This is a genomic window from Thermaerobacter nagasakiensis (assembly GCF_055396825.1).
This window is the reverse complement of record NZ_AP043740.1, coordinates 426,699-445,607: the sequence shown is the minus strand read 5'-3', so window position 1 is coordinate 445,607 and position 18,909 is coordinate 426,699. Positions and strand designations below refer to the sequence as shown.

Below are 18,909 nucleotides of genomic sequence, written 5' to 3'. Positions count from 1 at the left end.
GGGGTGTCTGCGATTCGTATCCACCGGCATCAGTTTGACGCCGTCATCGTCGGCGCCGGCGGCGCCGGCTTGCGGGCGGCGGTGGAACTGGCCAAGTATCCCGACCTCAAGGTGGCCGTGGTCAGCAAGCTGTACCCCTCCCGCTCCCACACCGGCGCGGCCCAGGGCGGCATCGGCGCGGCCCTGGGCAACATCGAAGAGGACCACTGGGAGTGGCACATGTTCGACACGGTGAAGGGCAGCGACTACCTGGGTGACCAGGACGCCATCGAGGTCATGTGCAAGGAAGCGCCCGAAGCCGTGTACGAGCTGGAGCACATGGGCTTGCCCTTCAGCCGCACCGAGGACGGTCGGATCAACCAGCGGCGCTTCGGCGGGCACACCAAGGAGTTCGGCAAGGCACCCGTCCACCGCTCCTGCTTTGCTGCCGACCGCACCGGCCACATGATCCTGCAGACCCTCTACCAGCAGTCCATCAAGCACGGCGTGCGCTTCTTCGACGAGTTCCACGTGGTCGACCTGATCATGGACGGGCGGCGGGTAGCCGGAGTGGTGGCCATCGAGCTGGCCACGGGCGACCTGCACGTCTTCCATGCCAAAGCCACGCTGTTCGCCACCGGCGGCGCCGGCCGCATGTTCAAGGTCACCAGCAACGCGCTGGCCTTGACGGGCGACGGCTTGGCCATCGCCTTCCGCCACGGCATCCCCCTTGAGGACATGGAGTTCTTCCAGTTCCACCCCACGGGCATCTACCGCCTGGGGATCCTGATCACCGAAGGGGCCCGGGGCGAGGGCGGCATCCTGCGCAACCGGCACGGCGAGCGGTTCATGGAGCGGTACGCGCCCACCATCAAGGACCTGGCGCCGCGCGACGTGGTCTCGCGGGCCATTTACCTGGAGATCCGCGAGGGGCGCGGCATCGACGGCAAGGACTACGTCCACCTGGACCTCACCCACCTGAGCCGCGACATCATCGAGACGCGCCTGCCCGACATTACCGACTTCGTCCGCACCTACCTGGGCATCGACCCGGTGGAGGAACCCATCCCCATCCAGCCCACCGCCCACTACGAGATGGGTGGCATCCCGACCGACGTGGACGGGCGGGTGATCTGGGACGCGCAGAACACCCCCGTGGAAGGCTTCTACGCCGCAGGCGAATGCGCGTGCGTCTCGGTGCACGGGGCCAACCGCCTGGGCACCAACTCCCTCCTGGACCTAGTGGTGTTCGGGCGGCGGGCGGGCCGCCACATGGCCCGGTATGCCCGCGAGTCGGACTGGCCGGCCCTGCCCGGGGACGCGACGGACTGGGCCCGGGAGCAGGTGGAGCGGTTCCTCACCCGCCAGAAGGGCGAGAAGATCGGTGCCATCCGGGCACGGTTGCAGGAAGAGATGATGGACAAGGCCGGGGTCTTCCGTACGGAAGAAGGCCTGACGGAGATGGAGGGCATCCTGAAGGAGCTGGAGGCCCAGTACCAGGAGGCCGCCATCGACGACCGCGGCCGCATGTACAACACGGACCTGCTGGAGGCCCTGGAACTGGGCAACCTGCTGGAGTGCGCGCGGGCGACGGTGGTGGCCGCCCGGAACCGGAAGGAAAGCCGGGGCGGGCACGCCCGCGAGGACTACCCCAAGCGCGATGACGCCAACTGGCTCAAGCACACGCTGCTCTACCGGGAGCCCGACGGGTCGGTCCGGATCGACTACAAGCCGGTGGTCATCACGCGCTTCCAGCCCCAGGAGCGCAAGTACTGAATCCGGGGGAGGCCGGCACCCACGGCAACGGTCACGGGGAGTGAGAACCTTGCAGGTGACGCTGCGCATCCGGCGCTACAATCCGGAGCAGGATCGGGAGCCCCACTGGGAGGAATACCGGCTTGAGGCGGACCCCACCGATCGGGTCCTGGACCTTTTGAACCGGGTCAAGTGGGAGGTCGACGGCACCCTGGCCTACCGGCGGTCCTGCGCCCACGGGGTCTGCGGCTCCGACGCCATGATCATCAACGGCAAGGCCCGGCTGGCGTGCAAGACCCTGGTCAAGGAGCTGTCCCAGCCCATCACCGTGGAACCCATGCGGGGCTTCCGGGTCAAGAAGGACCTGATCGTGGACTTCACCGGTTTCTTCGCCGCATACCGGTCCATCAAGCCTTACCTGATCAACCACGACCCGGAGCCCGAGCGGGAGCGGCTGCAATCCCCCCACGACCGGGAGCGCTTCGACGACACGACCAAGTGCATCCTCTGCGGTTGCTGCACCACGTCGTGCCCGTCCTTCTGGGCCAATCCCGACTACGTGGGCCCGGCCGCCATCGTCAACGCCCACCGCTTCATCTTTGACAGCCGGGACCAGGCGGCCGACGAGCGGCTGCGCATCCTGAACTCCCGCGACGGGGTCTGGCGTTGCCGCACCATCTTCAACTGCACCGAAGCCTGCCCGCGGGGCATCGAGGTGACCCGGGCCATCCAGGAGGTCAAGCGCGCCATCCTCCTGGGGCAGCGCTGAGCCGTTGCGCGAACGGCGTCGAACGGCATCGGGGCCGTGGGGGACGAACCCGGCCTGCCCGGGAGGGAACCGCCAGCGCCCGCACCCCGGCCGGAAGGGCGAGGGGTGAGGCGTGAGGCCCGGGCCGCCGGGGACCCGGCGGGGCCTCGCCTCCCGCGGGAGCCGGGAGGGGGAAGTGGCGGCCCACCGCAGGGCCGGGCGTGCCCCGCCTACGGGGCTGGCAAGGTCGCCTGGCCGGGTTCGCCCACCACCAGGTGGACGGCCTGCCACCGGCCCGCCAGCCGAGCGAACCGGATCCAGGCGGGCCGCGTGGTGCCGCCGTCGGAGACGTCGTAGCGGGCGACCACCTGCCCGTCCCGCAGGAGCACCAGCTGGGCGAGGGTGACCTGGCGGGCGCGCCAGCCCTGGCGGGCCGCCGCCTGGCCCAGGATCTCGCTGCCCGCGGCGGCCAGCTCCGGCGCGAACTGGCGCAAAAACACGCGGGCATCGGCGGCCGAGCCCACGGCGATGGGCGGGCCGCCCTCTTCGTATGCGGCGGGCGTGGTGTCCCCCTCCAGGGCGATGCTGAGGCCGGCCTGGGCGGGCACGGCGGCGGGAACCCCCGGCAGCCAGCCGACCCGCGGGGTGGCCAGCATCCAGGGCAGGCCCGCCAGCAGGGCCAGGAGGAGCAGGAGGGCCCAGGGGCCTGCGGGCAGGCCGGAGTACGAAGCACCCGCCCGGCGCGGGCTCGAAGCGGGGACCCGGAGACCGGCGGCGGAGGGATCTTGCCCGCCCCGGCCGGCGGCAGCCGCTTCGCTTCCCGGTCCCGGCGTGGGGCCGCTGCTGAAGGACAGGGACGCCGCTGGGGAGGAAGAGAGCAGCCGGCGGAGCAAGGGATTTCCCGAAGGGGGCCGCGAACCGGGTGGCCTGGCGATGGCAGCCTCCGGCGGGCCCGCGGGAACCGGCGGGTTCGTCCGGGAACGGAGGCGGGCCGGCCGGCTGCTGCGGAGACTCCAGAGGATGTGCGGCAAACGCGCCTGCTTCATGGCTTGTGCACCCCCTGCACCCTATGCGCGCCGGGGGCGGGCCTAGACCGGGCGTCACGGCCGCGCCGCGTCATGCGATGGTGACCCCGACAGCCGGTCGCAGGGGATACGGTTCACGGGCGAAGGGCCAGCGGAGGCATCCCAGATCCTTTCCATGTCCGGGCCAGAGGCGCACCCGCCGGCGCGCTCCACGCGGGCCCCGGTGAGCGGAACCCCTCGGGACCGGTGGACGACGGGAGGGAACGGAATGAAGATCTACACCCGGACGGGCGATGCCGGCGAGACGGGCATGCTGGGCGGCGGCCGGGTTCCCAAGGCCCATCCCAGGGTCGAAGCCTATGGCGCCGTGGACGAGTTGAACGCCGCCCTGGGCTGGGCGGCGGCGCTGCTGGACGGCGCCGACCCGGCGCCGGTGATCCACCAGCTGCAGCAGGAGTGCTTTGCGCTGGGGGCGGATCTGGCGGCGCCGCCGGGTCCCGCCCGGGAGGCGGCGACGGGCCTGCCCCGGGTGACGGCCCAGCAGGTGCAGGCGCTGGAGGGCCTGATCGACCGGTATGACGCCCAGTTGCCGCCGCTGCGGCAATTCATCCTGCCCGGCGGCGCGCCGGCGGCCGCGGCCCTGCACCTGGCGCGCACGGTGGCGCGGCGGGCCGAGCGCAGGGTCGCCGCCCTGGCCGCCCAGGAGGAAGTCAACCCCGTGGTCCTCCAGTACCTGAACCGCTTGTCGGACCTGCTGTTCGTGCTGGCGCGCTGGGTCAATCACCGGGCGGGCGTGCCCGACGTCCCGTGGCAGCCCCAGTGACCGTGGGACAGGAGCCCATGCAGGACCCGCCCCGCTCCCTGCCGCCGCGCCCCGCGCCACGATCCCCGGCGCGCACAGCGGTGGATCCGGCGTGACGGGGAGGGGGACCAGTGCCCAACGTGCGCGGCCCACGGTCAGGACAGGCTTCCGTGGCGCCCGGCTCCCGTTCCTGTCACAGTCCGGTCCAGCGGCGCTTTTGCGCGGGGCCGAAAAGCAAGAAACCCGCGCCGTGCGCGGGTTTCTTGTAGGCCCTGTGGGACTCGAACCCACAACACCCTGATTAAGAGTCAGGTGCTCTGCCAGTTGAGCTAAGGGCCTGCGTGCCGGATCCCATTATACCATGGCGCCCACGGCCTGGTGAAGCGGCAGGAGCCGGTACCCGGGCGCCGCGACCGGCATCCGGCAGCTGTACGCGGAGCACCGCGGCGCACAGGCCGCGGCATCCGACGGTAGCGGCGGGTGGATTCGAACCACCGACCCTGCGGGTATGAACCGCATGCTCTAACCAACTGAGCTACGCCGCCTCACGTATCTCCCACGATGGCCTGCAACGGCCGCCGCGGGCCCGGCAGCCGCCACCCGCAAGACGGTCCCGCCGGCTGCCGGGGCGCTCGCGCGCTCGCAAGGCCTATTATAGGGACGGCTGCTGCGGCGTGCAAGCCATGGCCTGGACCCCGCTGTCACGCCCCTGCTGCCTTCCCGGTCGGTTCCGCCGAGTCGCCGCCGGCCCCTGGCCTGGGCCCGGACGGCGACCGGCACTGCGCACCCTGCCGGCCCAGCTGCCGCAGGCATCGGTCCTACGACGCTACGACGCCGCATACCGATGAACCGTGTCGAGACCTGATGGCGGCCGCGGGCGGCTTGCGGTGCCGAGGGCCCATCGCCCGGAGCGAACTTGCCGCGTTCGTCCGCCGAGTTCGGCGAAAGGAACCCCTTTCCGCCAGCGCAGGGAACGGGCAATGAAAGCCAAATATTATCGGAAAAACCCGCCTTTCCGGGTTGTGCCCAATTCGCCGACGGGATGAACGCGCGTTGTGACCGCTGCCGGCTTACCGCCACCTACCACGCAAGGGGAACATTCGACCCTGCACGACCGCTGGATGTTCCTTGTCCCTGCCGCGCCCTGGCGCCCGGCGGCTTCGCTTGCACGAGACCGGGTAGGTACCCAGGCCGGCCTCCCGGTACGGGTCCGGAACGGCCGGCGGCCCCGGCTCCCGTGGGCGGGGCGGCCATGGCTGCGGTGGCACCTCCGGGCGTCCACCGGATGTGGGTGATTCGTCGCAGCCCTGCGGGTAGCAACCCGGTCCCCGCTCGCAGGGAGTTACCTGCGCCCGGCGCGGATCCGGCGGGCGGGGGCCGGGCTGACCCGCACTTCGTCGCCAGATCACCGATCCCCGGCTGCAAGCCCGGCGGTGCGTTCCCGCCCCGTCGCCGGCGCTTTTCCAGGGGACGATCCAGAAGGGGGGCATTCCGTGCGGTGGGTACTTCTCGGCCGGTTCGGCGGCACGACGCAACAGTGTGCCGTCTTCATCCTGGGCCGGCATGACACCGTAGCGGCCATCCTCGAACCCCGGGCCCGCCTGCGCCCCTCCTGGGACGAGGACGCCTTCCGCGCCGCCCTGCGCCAGTGGGCCGGCCGTCACTTCCCCGAGGTGCGCCCGGTGCTCGGCCTGCAGTATCCCCTGGGCCCCGGCCTCTACGAGACCGAGTGGCTCCTCTACTGCCCCCTCTGCGGGGCCGGTCCCTTCTGCCTCCCGGCGGTGGCCGGCGCCGCGGGCCTTGCGCCGCGCACCTGGGACGACCGCCGGCTGGCGCAGGAGCTGGCGAAGCGGTTCCAGCACATCCACCGCGATCCTGAACCGCCGGGTTACGATCCCGGGGCCGGCAACGTAGAGGGGGAGGCCGCGATGCGGTCCACCGTCCTCCAGGGCGAACCGGCTGCCAGCCCCCCGGGCCAGGCGCCCCTCAGCCCTCCGCAACGGGCAGGCCCCGGCCCTGCGCGGCCGCGGCCCGAGGACGAGCCCTGCCTTGCACCAGCAGGACGCCCGCTACGGCTACGGCTCCTCCCAGCCACTCCGCCCAGGTCGGGCGCTCGCCCAGCATGACCCAGGCGGTGGCCACGGCCAGCAGGGGATTCAGGTTGAGCAGGCTGGCCACCCGGGCGGCAGGTGCCCGGGCCAGGGCCGCCGACCAGCACCAGTAGGCCAGGGCCGACGGAAAGACCCCCAGGTACACCGCGGCCAGCCACGCCGCCGGCGCCAGCTGGCCGGCCGCCACCTGGCGGGCCAGCCCTGGGCCAAAGGCGGCCCCCAGCAGAAGGGTGCCGGCCCAGGTGTAGAAGGCGGTCAGGGTGAGGGCATCGTAGCGCCCGCTGAGGGGCCGCTGCAGGACAAAGAAGGCCGAGGTGCCCAGGGCGGCCACGCCCACGGCCGCAGGGCCGGCCCAAGCGGGCAGGGACGGGACGGCGCCGCCACCCGCGGCCGTGACCGCCGCCGCGGGCTCCGGCGCCGCCGGCTGGGCGGCGGCCCAGCTGATCAGCGCCACCCCCGCAAAGCTGAGCGCGAGACCCAGCCAGCCCCGCGGTGCCAGCCGCTCCCCGAGCCAGAAACGGGACATCAGGGCCGTCAGCGCCGGGGCAGTGGCCACCAGCAGGCTGGCGGTGGCGGCGGAAACCCTGGTCTCGCCCCAGTTCAAACCCGTGTGATACAGGAAGATCCCCGTGGCCCCCAGCAGGACGAAGCGGCCCGCATCCCGCCACCACCCGCTCTCCACGCCTGACGCCGCCGGCGCGGCCGGCAGCGCAGGACGCTCCCCACCGGCGGCCTGGGCCAGCCGGTGGGCCCGGCGGCGACCGGTACCGGCGGCACCCGGCCCGGTTGCTGCGCCGGTCGTTGCCGGGCCCGTCGCCGGTGCCGGCTGCTCCTGCCTGCGGGCCAGCCGGCGCAAGCCCAGCCCCAGCGCCAGGGCAAGGGAGGCGACGATGAAACGGGCCAGCGCCAGCTCGCCGGGACCCCAGTACCGGAGCCCGGCCCGGATCACCGCGAAGGCCGACGACCAGAACAGCAGGGTGCAACCCGCCAGGGCCAGGGTTCGCCAATCCATCGGGACCATCGCCGTCCTTTCCGCGGGGGCGGCTGGCTGCGCACCGGGGGCGGTTGCCGGCGGAGCCTCCGCCGGCTGCAGCACGCTTCGGGCGGAGCACCCCCGCGGGCTGTTGACAGCCGCCTAATAAGAGTGCTAATAAACAATTCAGGATAGATCCACCAGGCCACCGCGTCCTCACACCAACCGTCGTTTACTGGCTGCCGAGTCTCTACCCTTTTCCCTGCCGGCCTGGCCGGCACTACACGACGCACAACCCATCACCAGGAGAAGCCTCCGGCCGGTGTCAGCGGCGCGATGGAACCCGGCTGGCCGCCCGCACCGTGCCGGTGGTCGAGACCATCTTTGCCCATGAAGGGGACGGCTCCTGCCCCGTTCGTCCCGCCGGCTCCGGCAAGGATCCGGCGGAATGCCGCAGGGGCCACGCCCTCCGCAGGGGAAGGCACGTTCCTTGCCGCCGGTGGCCTGGTGGCGGCCGTGGGGACGCCGTGGCCTGTCGATCCCCAGCGGACACCACGTCCACAGGGAAGCCATCCGCATCACACGGGGCGCCGGCGCCCGCGGGCCCGGCCTGGGCGAGCCGTGCCCGCGGGCGGCGCCAGGGCTCTGGAGGGGAGGGCAGCTGCGATGCGCAAGATCCGCGTGGCCATCGCGGGGGTAGGCAACTGCGCCAGCTCGCTGGTGCAGGGGATCTACTACTATCGCGACACCCAGCGGCTCAAGGACGGCACCGGGCTGATGCACCCGGAAGTGGGCGGCTACTACCCGGCGGACATCGAAATCGTCGCTGCCTTCGACGTCGACCGGAGGAAGGTGGGCAAGCCGCTCCGGGAGGCGCTCTTCGCCAAGCCCAACTGCACGCCGGTGTTCTGCCCGGACCTGCCGGACATCCCCGTGACCGTCCAGATGGGGCCCGTACTGGACGGCGTCAGCGAGCACATGGCGGACTATCCCGAAGACCGCACCTTCGTCCTGGCCGACGAGCCGCCGGTGGACGTGGCCAGGGTGCTGCGCGAGACCCGGGCGGACATCCTGGTCAACTACCTGCCGGTGGGGTCGGAGCAGGCCACCCGCTACTATGCGGAAGCCGCTCTGGAGGCGGGTTGTGCCTTCATCAACGCCATCCCCGTCTTCATCGCCTCGTCGCCTCGCTGGGCGGAGCGCTTCCGCCGCAAGGGCCTGCCCGTGGTCGGCGACGATATCAAGAGCCAGGTCGGCGCTACCATCGTGCACCGGGTGCTGACCCGGCTGTTCGAAGACCGGGGCGTGCGCCTGCGGCGTACCTACCAGCTCAACTTCGGCGGCAACACCGACTTCCTCAACATGCTGAACCACAGCCGCTTGAAGAGCAAGAAGCAGTCCAAGACCCAGGCGGTCCAGTCCCAGCTGGGCGAGCCGCTGCCGGGGGAGGACATCCACATCGGTCCCAGCGACTACGTGCCCTGGCTCAACGACAACAAGATCTGCATGATCCGCATGGAGGGCACGGGCTTCGGCGACCAGCCCATCGAGCTGGAACTGCGCCTGTCGGTGCAGGACTCGCCCAACAGCGCGGGGGTGATGATCGACGCCATCCGGTGCACCAAGCTGGCGCTGGACCGCGGCCTGGCGGGGCCCATCGAGCCCGTTTCCGCCTACTTCATGAAGTCGCCGCCGGTGCAGTACACCGACGACGAGGCGCGGCGCCTGGTGGAGGCCTTCATCCGCGGCGAGTCCCTGGCGGCTCGCACCCAGGCAGGGGACTGAACCCATGGACGCGGTGGTGCTGGCGGCCGGCGCCGGAACCCGCTTCCGGCGCACGGCCGCTTCCTGTCCCAAGCCCCTTTACCGGCTCTTCGGCGTGACCCTGGTGGAGCGGGCCCTGCGGGTCGCCCGCCAGGCCGGTTGCCGCCGGGTCATGGTGGTCACCGGCTACCAGGCGGAGGCGGTGGAACGGGCAGTCCTGAAGGCTGGGCGGCCCTGGGTCGAAGTGGTCCGGGCCGAGGGGTGGGAGCGGGGCAACGGTGCCTCGCTGCTTGCCGTCCGGGGCCGGGTGGACGGCCCCTTCCTCCTGCTGATGGCGGACCACCTGGTCGACCCCGGCCTGGTGCGCCAGGCCCTGGCCGCGGCCCAGGCGCGGCGGGACGAGCTGCTGGCCGGCGGGGTCCTGCTGCTGGTGGACCCGCGCCTGGACCGGGTGTTTGACCTGCCGGAAGCGACCAAGGTACGAACAGGCGACGGGGGTCGCCGGATCGAAGCCATCGGCAAGGACCTCGGCACCTTTGACGCCGTGGACACGGGGATCTTCGTGGCCTCACCTGCCCTGCTGGACGAACTGGCCCGGCTGGCCGGCGGCAGCGAGGCCGCGGCGCCGGTGGTCCCCGGCGCCGGCCCGCCCGCCGGTTCCCAGGACCGCCCCGGGGATCCGTTACCACCCGCCGGGACCGAAGCCGTCACCCTGACGGCGGCTGCGGGCCGGCTCGCCCAGCGGGGCCGGCTGGGAGCGGTGCCGGTGACCCGGGGCTGGTGGATCGACGTGGACGATGGGGCCGCCCTGGCCCATGCCCGCCGGCTGCTGCTGGATCACGCCGCGGCCTCAGGGGGCGACGGGCCGGTGGCCCGCTGGCTCAATCGCCGGCTTTCCCGGCCCCTCTCCGCCTGGCTGGCCTCCGCAGGGGTAGGGCCCAACGGAGCCACCTTGCTGGCCTTTGCCACCACCCTGGCCGGGGCGCTGGCCTTTGCCGCCGGGAAACCCTGGCTGGGGGGCCTGCTGTGCCAGGCGGGATCCGTCCTCGACGGCTGTGACGGGGAGGTGGCCCGCCTGCGGCTGGAGGCCCAGCCCCGGGGTGCATTCCTCGATACCGTGTTGGATCGTTATGCGGACGCGGCAGTGGTGGCAGGCCTGGCAGCGGGCGCCCTGGCAGCGGGAGCGGGCGGGGGGGTGACCCTGACCCTGGCCCTGGCTGCCATGGCCGGCATGCCGCTGTCGGCCCTGATGAAGGACCGCCTGCAGCTGCTTCGGCCGGCCACCGGCCAGGGGGCCGGTGCCGCGGAGGCTGCCGGCGGCCCTAGGACCGGGCAGCCGGAGGACGGCTCGCCTGGGACCCGCCGATTCGACCCCATGCGTGATGACCCGCCGTGGCTGCGCTGGATACCGGGCAACCGGGACGGCCGGTACTTCCTGATCTGCCTGGCGGGCCTGGCGGCCGCACCCTTGGCCGGCCTGGCGGCGGTCGCCCTGGTCTCCCACGTCCTGGCCGTGGGCAGGCTGTTGCACGGCTGGCGGGCGCTGGCGCTCCGGCAGGAATGATCCTCCAGCTGGACAGGGCTGGTATAATTGTGGCGGCACGGGGCCATACGGGGCACCGGTCCCCACACGGGGCACCAGCCCCCATGCGGGGATGAGGGCTCCATGCCGGGGAGCGGGCACCATGCGGGGGTGAGGGTCATGTGCGGCCGTTTCACCTTGACCACGCCGGCGGTAGAACTGGAACGCCGGTTTCTCGTCGACTTACAGGGCCGGCATGTGCCCCGCTACAACGTGGCCCCCGGGCAGGAGGTCCTGGCGGTGGTGGCCCCGGCAGGGGAGCGGCGGCCCGCGCGGCTGGTGTGGGGGCTGATCCCGCCCTGGGCCCAGGACCCCCGGCCGGGTCCCATCAACGCCCGGGCAGAGACGGCAGCGGTGCGGCCCATGTTCCGGCAGGCCCTGCGGCGGCGCCGGTGCCTGATCCCCGCCGATGGGTTCTATGAGTGGTGGCGGCGGGAAAAGGCCCGGCTGCCGGTGCTCTTTCGCCTGCGGGAGGGAGAGCCCTTTGCCCTGGCCGGCCTCTACGAGCGCTGGGACGGGCCCGGCGGGCCCCGCTGGACCTGCTGCATCCTGACCACCCGGCCCAATGACCTGGTGGGTCAGGTGCACGACCGGATGCCGGTCATCCTGCGCCGCCCGTGGGAAGAGGCCTGGCTCGATCCCCGGGTGCCGCCCGAGGAGCTGGCACCGGTCTGGGAGCCCTTCCCGGCGGAGGCGATGGAGGCCTACCCGGTCTCGCCCCGCGTCAACTCGCCCCGCTACGATGATCCCGGGTGCCTGGCGCCCGCAGGGCCGCCGCTGTCCCGGCCTGGCGCCGGGGGTTGACCGGTCCCGGTGGACGGGAAGCGTCCCGGGGCCGGAGGTTGCCGGGGAGCTGACGGTCCCGCCGCTGGGGGTGAGCCGGCCACGCCCGTGCCGCCTGCGGCGGCGGGAGGAGGGAAGCCGGTGGCGGCGCCCCCCGGAAAGGGCGCGGTGGACGGGACCTGGTGCTGGCCCCAGGCCCGCTGTAGGGCATCGGCCACCACCTGGCGAAGCCACTCCCGGGCCTCCGGTTCGACCAGATAGGAGGCGGGGGAGGGACTGCCGGCGGGACCGGATCCTGGAGTCTGGATCACGCCGGGAAGGGCCGTCCCGGGACCTGGTCCGGGGGTGGCCGCGCCTCCGCGCCTGCCGGTGACGGCGCCGGGGTAGCCGGCGGCGAAAGGTGCCGGGCCCGGTCCCGAAGCAGCGCCGGAAGCGGCGCCGAGGGCCTGGACCACCATGCTGCCGGCGAGCCGGGCCAGGCCCAGGGCGGCATCCAGAAGGTCCACCAGGTGCTCCCGGGCGGCATCGTCCAGGGGCAGCCCCTGATACCGCAGGGGACGGGTGGGATCCCGCAGCAGGCTGCGGAGGTCCAGGGGGCCGGGCAGCGGATCACGCCCGGTCACCAGCCAGTCCAGGCTGCGGTCCAGGGCCGCCGCCAGGGTGACGGCCACGGCCAGGGACGGGTGCTTGACGCCCCGTTCGATGTCGCTCAGGTGGGACGGGGAGATGTGAGCCCGCCGGGCCAGGTCCTTGACGGACAGACCGGCGGCCTGGCGGGCGAGGCGGATGCGCTGGCCAACGGCAACGGGATCGGATTGCATGACGTCATGAACATTAGCACCGCTTGCAGAGGCGATGAAGCGGCCGCGGTTCGCCGGAGGCGAACTTGACGGAACCAGCCGCAGCCCCCGGTGCCTGCGGGTGCGGCGAAGGGCGTGCTGGGGCCTGCCTTAACAGGTTGCGGTAACAATGGAGGCTTGAGGATGTTAGGGTACTGCTGGGCACCGCCCGGGACTGACAACAAATCCCGCGCGGGCGTGGCATTCTGCGGTACACCTGCCCCACCAGCGACCCTGCTGCCATCCTCTGTTCGCTAGAAGCGTGTTTCCGTCTTGAGTTCCCCATGGTAGATTTCACTATCGGCGAAAAGAAATCGCCATCGGCGATAACCAGTATTCGCCCCGGGAGGGCAAAGGCGGGAGAGTCAGGGTGGTCGGCGAGGGCATTTCTGCGGCGCTGCGCGACCTGGCGGAGTTCGGGTGGGTGGATGTGCCCGGCCGTCAACTGGCGGAGGTGATTGCCGCCGAAGCCCGGCGGCTGGGCGTGGAGGCCCGCATCATCCCCTTGACCAACCAGTGGTTCCGGGTGGAGACCTATTCCAAGCCCAATCCGGGCCGGGCCTGGGTGGCGGTGCGGGCGGTGGTGACCCGGCCGCGGGGAGGCCGGCCCCGCCCGGGTGGAGCGGGAGGGCAAGGGGGTGCTCCGGGGCCGTCGCGCCAGCCGGGCGGCGACGACCAGGTCACCGAGCATCTGGTCATCGTGGACACGGGGTCGGTGGTCCACATCTTTGCGTTCCCGCCCGATTCCCTGGATGAAGCACGGGTCTTTGCCCGACAGGTCGAACAAGAGGGGATTGCAGACCCCCGTCGCCTGGAGGCGCTGGCGGGCCGTATGGGCGGCCGCCGCCGCTAGCATCGACCCGGCTGGGCCCTGCCGGGCACTGGGCGTATCCCCCACCTCCCGGGGTGCCCCGGTCCGGGTCCCTTCACCGGGCCCGGGCGGGCCTCCAGTGGGCTGGCGCCGATGGTGGGGCGCGGCAGGAACCCCCGGCGGGCCCGCGAAACGTCTCCAGGTGCCCGCCGAGCTGCCCCGCCCGCTGTCGCCGCGGGGGCGGGTGGCCCGCCGTGGCGGCCTGTCGCCCCGATCCCGCCCGTTCCACCGCCCGCGCCGGAAGGGGGAGGGCCGATCGGAGAGCACCCCGGCGGCCCGGCGGCGCACCGGGAGGCGAAGCACGGCATGGGACAGCGGACGCCCCTGGCGGTCGACATCGAAACCGTGGGCTTCGACTGGGACGAGTTACACCCCGAGGTGCAAGATTACCTGATGCGCCGGGCTCGGGACGACGACGAGCGGTCGCGGGTCAAGGACCAGCTGGGCCTGCATCCCGGCACGGGCCGGGTGGTGGCCATCGCCCTCTGGCGGCCCTATGAAGACCGGGGCGGTGTGCTGGTGGAAGACCCGGCCGCCACGGCCCCCCGCTGGGCCCCCTTCCCCGAGGCCGGTGCCGGCGCCCTGATCTACCGGGGCTCGGAGCGGGATATCCTGACGGAGTTCTGGCGCTACGTCAGCCAGCACGCAGGGACCCTGATCACCTTCAACGGCCGGTCCTTCGACGGGCCCTTCCTCATGATCCGCTCGGCCATTCTGGGAGTCGTGCCCACCCGCAACCTGGTGCCCTACCGGTACAGCTTTCAGGACCACTGCGACCTGGCGGAGGTCCTGTCCTTCTACGGTGCGCGCCAGCGCAATTCGTTCCTCTTCTGGTGCCACCAGTTCGGCATCCCCTCGCCCAAGCAGGCAATGGACGGGGCGGAGGTAGGCGAAGCCTACAGGCAGGGGCGCATCGACGACATCGCCCGCTATTGCCTGGCCGATGCCCGGGCTACGGCCGAGCTGTACCGGCGGCTGGAACCCATGATTGCCGTGATGGACGGGCGGAGCCAGGGCGGCGAGGGCGGCACGGCCCCTGGCAACGGCTCGTCCCCGGCCGGACCGGGCGCATCCGGTGGCGAAGCGCCGCCGGGCACGGCCCGGTGATGGCCGGCCCGCAGAGGGGTACCCGGGTCCCGGCAGGGCGGTGCCGCGTGCGGCCCCGCCTCCCCCGGGGCATGGTGGTTGGAGCGGAACTCGTGGCGGGTGCACCCCGTCGAGGGCGGGTCCCCAGGGGCGGGCGCCCGCCGGTGCCCCGGCGGCTACGACCGGGTACACTGACGGCGGGTGAGACATGGAGCGGGATCGTAAGGTATGGGGCGTGATCATGGACCGGAACGGACTTGAGCCAGACCAGCCGGAGTTCAGCGTGCCGCCGGGGCCGGGGCCTGCACCCGGCCGGCGGGGGCCCCTGGCGATGGGGGACCTTGTGGTCTTCGTCGACAGCAAGCAGCGCCGTCGGCTGCAGCGGCTGCGCCAGGGCCGGGTCTTCCAGGCCCCGGCGGGTGGCATCGTGCGCCATGAGGCCGTGGCCGGCCTGCCGGAGGGCAGCACGGTGGTGACCAGCACCGGCGGCCGCCTGCGGGTGCTGCGCCCGACCCTGGAGGAGTACATCCTCGCCATGCCGCGACGGACCCAGGTGATCTACCCCAAGGACCTGGGGCAGATCATCATCCGGTCGAACCTGCGCCCGGGGGACCGGGTGCTGGAGGCGGGGGTGGGTTCCGGCGCCACCACCCTGGCCCTCCTTCAGGCCGTGGGCCCGGGAGGCCAGGTGATCTCCTACGAGCGGCGGGCCGAGTTCGCCCGGCTGGCCCGGGAGAACGTGGAGCGCTTCCTGGGCTACGCGCCGTCGTGGTGGCGGGTCGAGTTGCGGGATGTCTACCAGGGGATCGGCGAGCGCGATCTGGACGCCATCGTGCTGGATGTGCCCGAACCCTTCCACTGTGTGGGCGCGGCGGCGGAGGCCCTGCGCCCGGGCGGCGTCCTCCTCTGCTGGCTGCCCACCACCAACCAGGTCCAGCAGCTGGTCACCGCCCTCCAGGCCCACCCTGCCTGGGACCTGGTGGAGACCACCGAGCTCCTGCTGCGGCCCTGGCACGTGACGGCGTCCAGCGTGCGTCCCGAACACCGCATGGTGGCCCACACCGGCTTCCTCATCAGCGCCCGGCGGGTGGTGCCTGGCGCTGCCGCGGGGGCTACCGGCGTTGGCCCAGGCGCACCTGCAGGGGAAGCCTCGGACGCACCCCCGGCAGGGGATGGGGAAGGGGGCGAGCCCGAGGTGGCCCGGGAGCACCCCGGGCCGCACCCCGGACCGGCTGATCGTCTCAATTGATGAGCTTCCCGTGTCGACCGGCCTTCCCGTATTGACGCGCCTTCCCGTCACCCCGCCGGCCTGCCCGGGCCGGCCCTGCCGGGATCCGGGCGGCGAAGCTTGTCGGCCGGTCCTGGCCGGCTTGCCGTCACCGTCCATCAAAATCTGGCGCCTCCAGCCTGCGGCCGCCGGTACCGGCGGCCTATTCTCTTGCTCTCCCAGCTCCGCGGCGTGCCGGCCCCGGTCCCTGCCGCCGCCGCCCTGCCGGGCGGGCCAGGCGGTGGGCCGCGGGCCTGTCCCTGCCCCCGTTCCTGCCCCGCACCGAACGGGCCTTCCTGGCCCCTTCGCATCTTGTCGGCCGGTTCCCGGGCCTGTCGCAATTTTTGTCCGGGCCACCTCGCCGTTGCGACAAAACTCCGGCAGGCGGCCCCGTTACAATCGGGCCACAGCTTGTCCCCCGGCCGGGGGACAGGCTCCCGGCATGCGTCACGGGATGGCCGGCCGGTGGACCCTGCGGGGAGGAGCGCCGCCGCCGGCCGGAGCGAGGTGAACGGTCATGGGGAAGAACGGGCGGCGCGGGTCGCTGGCATGGCGATCCCTGGCGTCAGGGAGCGGAGGCCGGATCCGCCAGGACCAGGGCGGCCGGAGGGAAGGCACGGTGCCCGGCCCAGGCGACCGGGGCCACGGCAGCCCGGCAGCGGGAGGTGGCCCGGCCGCCGCCGCAGGGACCTGCAGGGGTTCCGGTGCCCGGCAACGCGCAGGTACCTGGAAAGGGCGATGGCGCCAGGCCCTGGCCTGGGGGCCCCCATGGGCTGCCGCGCTGGCCCTGGCCTGGCTGGCCGGGCGGGTCCAGCCGGCGGGCCTGCCCTCACCCCTGGCTCTGCCCCTGGTTCTGGCCACCCTGGCCATGGCGCCCCACCTGGGCTGGCTGCTGGTGGCGGCCGCCGCCGCCGGTGCGGCCAGCCGCGGTGCCCTGTACGGGGCAGCGGTGCTGGTGACGGCGGCGGCCCTGCTGCGGCTTGAGCAGCGGATCCTGGCCCGCTGGGAGCGGGCGGGTGAGTCCCTCCGGGAAGGTGGAGCGTTGGCGGGAGGAACCCCTGCCGCCGGCGCCGCCCCCTCCTGGCGGCTGCTGGACGGCTCCGCCGCGGGCATCGTCCTCCTGGCCGGGGCCCTCTGGGGGTGGCCCCGCAGCGACCTGGGGTGGGCGCTGGATCAGGTGGTGGGGCTGGCGGTCACGGCCGGGATCTTGCTCCTGGCCCTGCCCTGGGCCCGCCAGGCGGTGGCGGTGGCCCTCTCCCTCCTGCCGCCCTTGCCGGGCAGCCTCGGCCGGGTGGCGGCCGGGCCGCCCGTCGTCCGGACGGTTCACGGCCGGAGAGCGCTGGCCCTGCTGGTGGTCCTGGCCACGGGTGGCCTGGACGGGGTCCAGCTGCTGGGCATCGACACGGCCCTGGTGGTCCGCGGTGTCGCCGTTCTCGTGGCGGCTCACCTGGGAGGTGCCCAGGCGGGGGCCCTGGCGGGCACGGCCGCCGGGCTGCTTGGGCTGCTGGGCGGTCAGGGGGCCCTCTGGGGCCTGGCGTGGCTCGCCCTGGCGGGCGCAGCCAGCGGGCTCCTGCAACGGTATGGGAGGGCGGCGGCGGTGGCCGGCTTCCTTCTGGCCACCGCGGTGGTCGGCGGCTCGCTGCCCACGGCGGCTGGGGTCGGACAACTGGCGGGCGGCGCCGCCACGGCGCTGGTCATCTACCTGGGCATCGCCGCCACGGGCTGGCCCGGGCGGCTGGCGGAGCGCCTGGAGGCCGCCCTGCCGGGCCACTGGGCCGGCGGGCGGTCCGGGGAGGCCGGCCGGGTGGGCGGCGCGACCGGACCGGCCGGGTTCGTCCCCGGTCCCGGACAGGCAGGTGGGGAGACCGGCTACGGGCCCGCTGCCCCATCAGCAGGCCGGGGCCGGGCGGCCGCTGCGGCGGGATTCCAAGGGGTGCACCCCGGCGGGGCAAGCCCGACCCTGCCTGCCGCGGGTCCTGCCGCCGGTGGGGGCGCCGCTGCCCGCCGGTCGCCGGCGGCAGCCGGGCTGGCCGGTGGCCTCGACGGCCAGGGGCGATGGGACGTCCCTGCGCCGGCCCCGGGCCCCGGCCCGGCGGGCCGGCCCGCGACGGCGCCGGCGGCCGGTACCGCGTTCCCTCCCCATGCCGGCATGCCGGCATGGCCCTCCCTGCTGGCCGACCTGGCCCGGTTGATCGAGCCGGACCCCAGGGCCTGGGATCCGCGGGAGCAGGTGGGGGAGCTCATCAACGACGTGGCCCGGCGCCACTGCCTGCGCTGCCCCATGGCCCGCACCTGCTGGCAGGACCAGTTCACCCAGACCTATCAGGCCTTCTTCGATATCCTGGCCGGCCATGAGCGGGGCACCGGCTTCCGGCCGGAGGCCGTCGCCCCGGCCCTGCGGGCCCGCTGCCCGCGGTTGCCCGCCATCAGCCAGTCGCTGGCGGAAGGACTCGACGTGCTGCGCATCGAGATGCGCTGGCAGCGGCGCCTGGACCGCCACCATCGCCTGGTGGCCCAGCAGCTGCGCGAGCTGGCGGCCCTGGCGGCCCAGGGGACGGGGCAGCCCCCGGCTCCCCGCCGCCCGGGATGGCGCTACGGCATGCGCGTGGGCGTGGCCCGCACCCCCAAGGAGGGGCGCTGGATCTCCGGCGACGGTTACCTGTGCCGGTCCTTCGACCAGGGCGGCCGCATGGTGCTGGTGATCAGCGACGGCATGGGGTCGGGGCGCCGTGCCGCCAACGAGTCACGCCTGGCCCTGCAGTTGCTGGAACGGATGCTGGAGGCCGGCCTGCCCGCCACCCCGGCGGTGCGGTTGCTCAACACCGCCCTGGCCCTGCGGGACCGGGAGACCTATACCACGGTCGACCTGGCCGCGGTGGACCTGGAACGGGGCCGGGTGGAGTTCGTCAAGATCGGCGCCGCGCCCAGCTTCGTGCGGCGGGCCCGGGAGGTCCAGATGATCGCCCACCCCGCGCCGCCGGCCGGCTATGTGGAGGAAGGCGATGTCCAGGCCGGCAGCGGGGTCCTGGAGCCGGGCGACCTGGTGGTGCTGGTCTCCGACGGCGTGCTGTCCGCCTTTGGTGACGTGGACGCCGCCACGGCGTGGATCCGCGGCTATCTGGCCGGCCTGGAGGACGACGACCCCCGCCGGGTGGCGGCCCGCATCGTCAAGGAGGCCCTGCGCCGCTCGGGCGACCGGGCCCCCGACGACATGACGGTGGTGACCGGAAAACTCTTGCCGCGGGCCCAGCTGGCGCCAGCCGCCGGTGCCGGCGCCGGTGGCCTGCGGTAGCACCAACCCAAACCCTCTCTCCCCTGAGCGGC

Annotated in this window: 13 protein-coding genes and 2 tRNA genes; 10 read left to right on the top strand and 5 right to left on the bottom strand. The window is 73.3% G+C overall.

All coding sequences use genetic code 11. The features are described from left to right. Positions 1–3 precede the first annotated feature (3 nt). Positions 4–1,755, top strand: coding sequence for a succinate dehydrogenase flavoprotein subunit (sdhA, locus tag ACZ5T9_RS01815; RefSeq protein ID WP_207635407.1), 1,752 nt, complete (start codon positions 4–6; stop codon positions 1,753–1,755). Positions 1,756–1,810: 55 nt separating this feature from the next. Beyond that, positions 1,811–2,503, top strand: a complete 693-nt coding sequence (locus ACZ5T9_RS01810; protein WP_242823321.1) for a succinate dehydrogenase iron-sulfur subunit — start codon at positions 1,811–1,813, stop codon at positions 2,501–2,503. A 209-nt stretch (positions 2,504–2,712) separates the two neighbouring features. Here the strand turns inward: ACZ5T9_RS01810 and ACZ5T9_RS01805 are convergent, their stop codons facing one another. After that, positions 2,713–3,375, bottom strand: coding sequence for a hypothetical protein (locus ACZ5T9_RS01805; protein ID WP_464833619.1), 663 nt, complete (start codon positions 3,373–3,375; stop codon positions 2,713–2,715). A 400-nt stretch (positions 3,376–3,775) separates the two neighbouring features. Between ACZ5T9_RS01805 and ACZ5T9_RS01800 the strand changes: the two genes are divergently transcribed. After that, positions 3,776–4,330 (top strand): cob(I)yrinic acid a,c-diamide adenosyltransferase, encoded by a 555-nt coding sequence (locus ACZ5T9_RS01800; protein ID WP_006902673.1) that lies wholly within the window; start codon positions 3,776–3,778, stop codon positions 4,328–4,330. Positions 4,331–4,575: 245 nt separating this feature from the next. Here ACZ5T9_RS01800 and ACZ5T9_RS01795 read toward each other — a convergent pair. The 3 genes from ACZ5T9_RS01795 to ACZ5T9_RS01785 form a co-directional block, all read right to left on the bottom strand. Then, positions 4,576–4,648, bottom strand: a tRNA-Lys gene (locus ACZ5T9_RS01795). Between the two features lie 132 nt (positions 4,649–4,780). Further along, positions 4,781–4,854, bottom strand: a tRNA-Met gene (locus ACZ5T9_RS01790). A 1,441-nt stretch (positions 4,855–6,295) separates the two neighbouring features. Next, positions 6,296–7,432, bottom strand: a complete 1,137-nt coding sequence (locus tag ACZ5T9_RS01785) for a DMT family transporter (RefSeq protein ID WP_464833618.1) — start codon at positions 7,430–7,432, stop codon at positions 6,296–6,298. Positions 7,433–8,059: 627 nt separating this feature from the next. Between ACZ5T9_RS01785 and ACZ5T9_RS01780 the strand changes: the two genes are divergently transcribed. From ACZ5T9_RS01780 to ACZ5T9_RS01770, 3 genes are all read left to right on the top strand, one after another. After that, the gene (locus ACZ5T9_RS01780; protein ID WP_006902670.1) at positions 8,060–9,178 is read left to right on the top strand and encodes an inositol-3-phosphate synthase; all 1,119 of its coding nucleotides are present in this window, start codon (positions 8,060–8,062) and stop codon (positions 9,176–9,178) included. Between the two features lie 4 nt (positions 9,179–9,182). Next, entirely contained in the window at positions 9,183–10,721 is a 1,539-nt protein-coding gene (locus tag ACZ5T9_RS01775) for an NTP transferase domain-containing protein (RefSeq protein WP_464833617.1), read from the top strand. A 102-nt stretch (positions 10,722–10,823) separates the two neighbouring features. Continuing rightward, complete coding sequence (locus ACZ5T9_RS01770) at positions 10,824–11,543, top strand: SOS response-associated peptidase (RefSeq protein WP_464833616.1); 720 nt, start codon at positions 10,824–10,826, stop codon at positions 11,541–11,543. Here the strand turns inward: ACZ5T9_RS01770 and ACZ5T9_RS01765 are convergent. Continuing rightward, complete coding sequence (locus ACZ5T9_RS01765; protein WP_464833615.1) at positions 11,477–12,343, bottom strand: helix-turn-helix domain-containing protein; 867 nt, start codon at positions 12,341–12,343, stop codon at positions 11,477–11,479. The genes ACZ5T9_RS01770 and ACZ5T9_RS01765 overlap by 67 nt on opposite strands. 388 nt (positions 12,344–12,731) lie before the next feature. Between ACZ5T9_RS01765 and ACZ5T9_RS01760 the strand changes: the two genes are divergently transcribed. The 4 genes from ACZ5T9_RS01760 to ACZ5T9_RS01745 all read left to right on the top strand — a co-directional run bounded on the left by ACZ5T9_RS01760 (position 12,732) and on the right by ACZ5T9_RS01745 (position 18,877). Further along, entirely contained in the window at positions 12,732–13,214 is a 483-nt protein-coding gene (locus tag ACZ5T9_RS01760; protein ID WP_464833614.1) for a hypothetical protein, read from the top strand. 324 nt (positions 13,215–13,538) lie between these two features. Beyond that, positions 13,539–14,339 (top strand): 3'-5' exonuclease family protein, encoded by an 801-nt coding sequence (locus ACZ5T9_RS01755; protein ID WP_464833613.1) that lies wholly within the window; start codon positions 13,539–13,541, stop codon positions 14,337–14,339. A gap of 187 nt (positions 14,340–14,526) precedes the next feature. Beyond that, positions 14,527–15,567 carry a tRNA (adenine-N1)-methyltransferase gene (locus ACZ5T9_RS01750; RefSeq protein ID WP_464833612.1) on the top strand — a complete coding sequence of 347 codons (1,041 nt, stop codon included), beginning with the start codon at positions 14,527–14,529 and terminating at the stop codon, positions 15,565–15,567. A 535-nt stretch (positions 15,568–16,102) separates the two neighbouring features. After that, positions 16,103–18,877 carry a SpoIIE family protein phosphatase gene (locus tag ACZ5T9_RS01745; protein WP_464833611.1) on the top strand — a complete coding sequence of 925 codons (2,775 nt, stop codon included), beginning with the start codon at positions 16,103–16,105 and terminating at the stop codon, positions 18,875–18,877. The last annotated feature ends 32 nt before the right edge of the window (positions 18,878–18,909 follow it).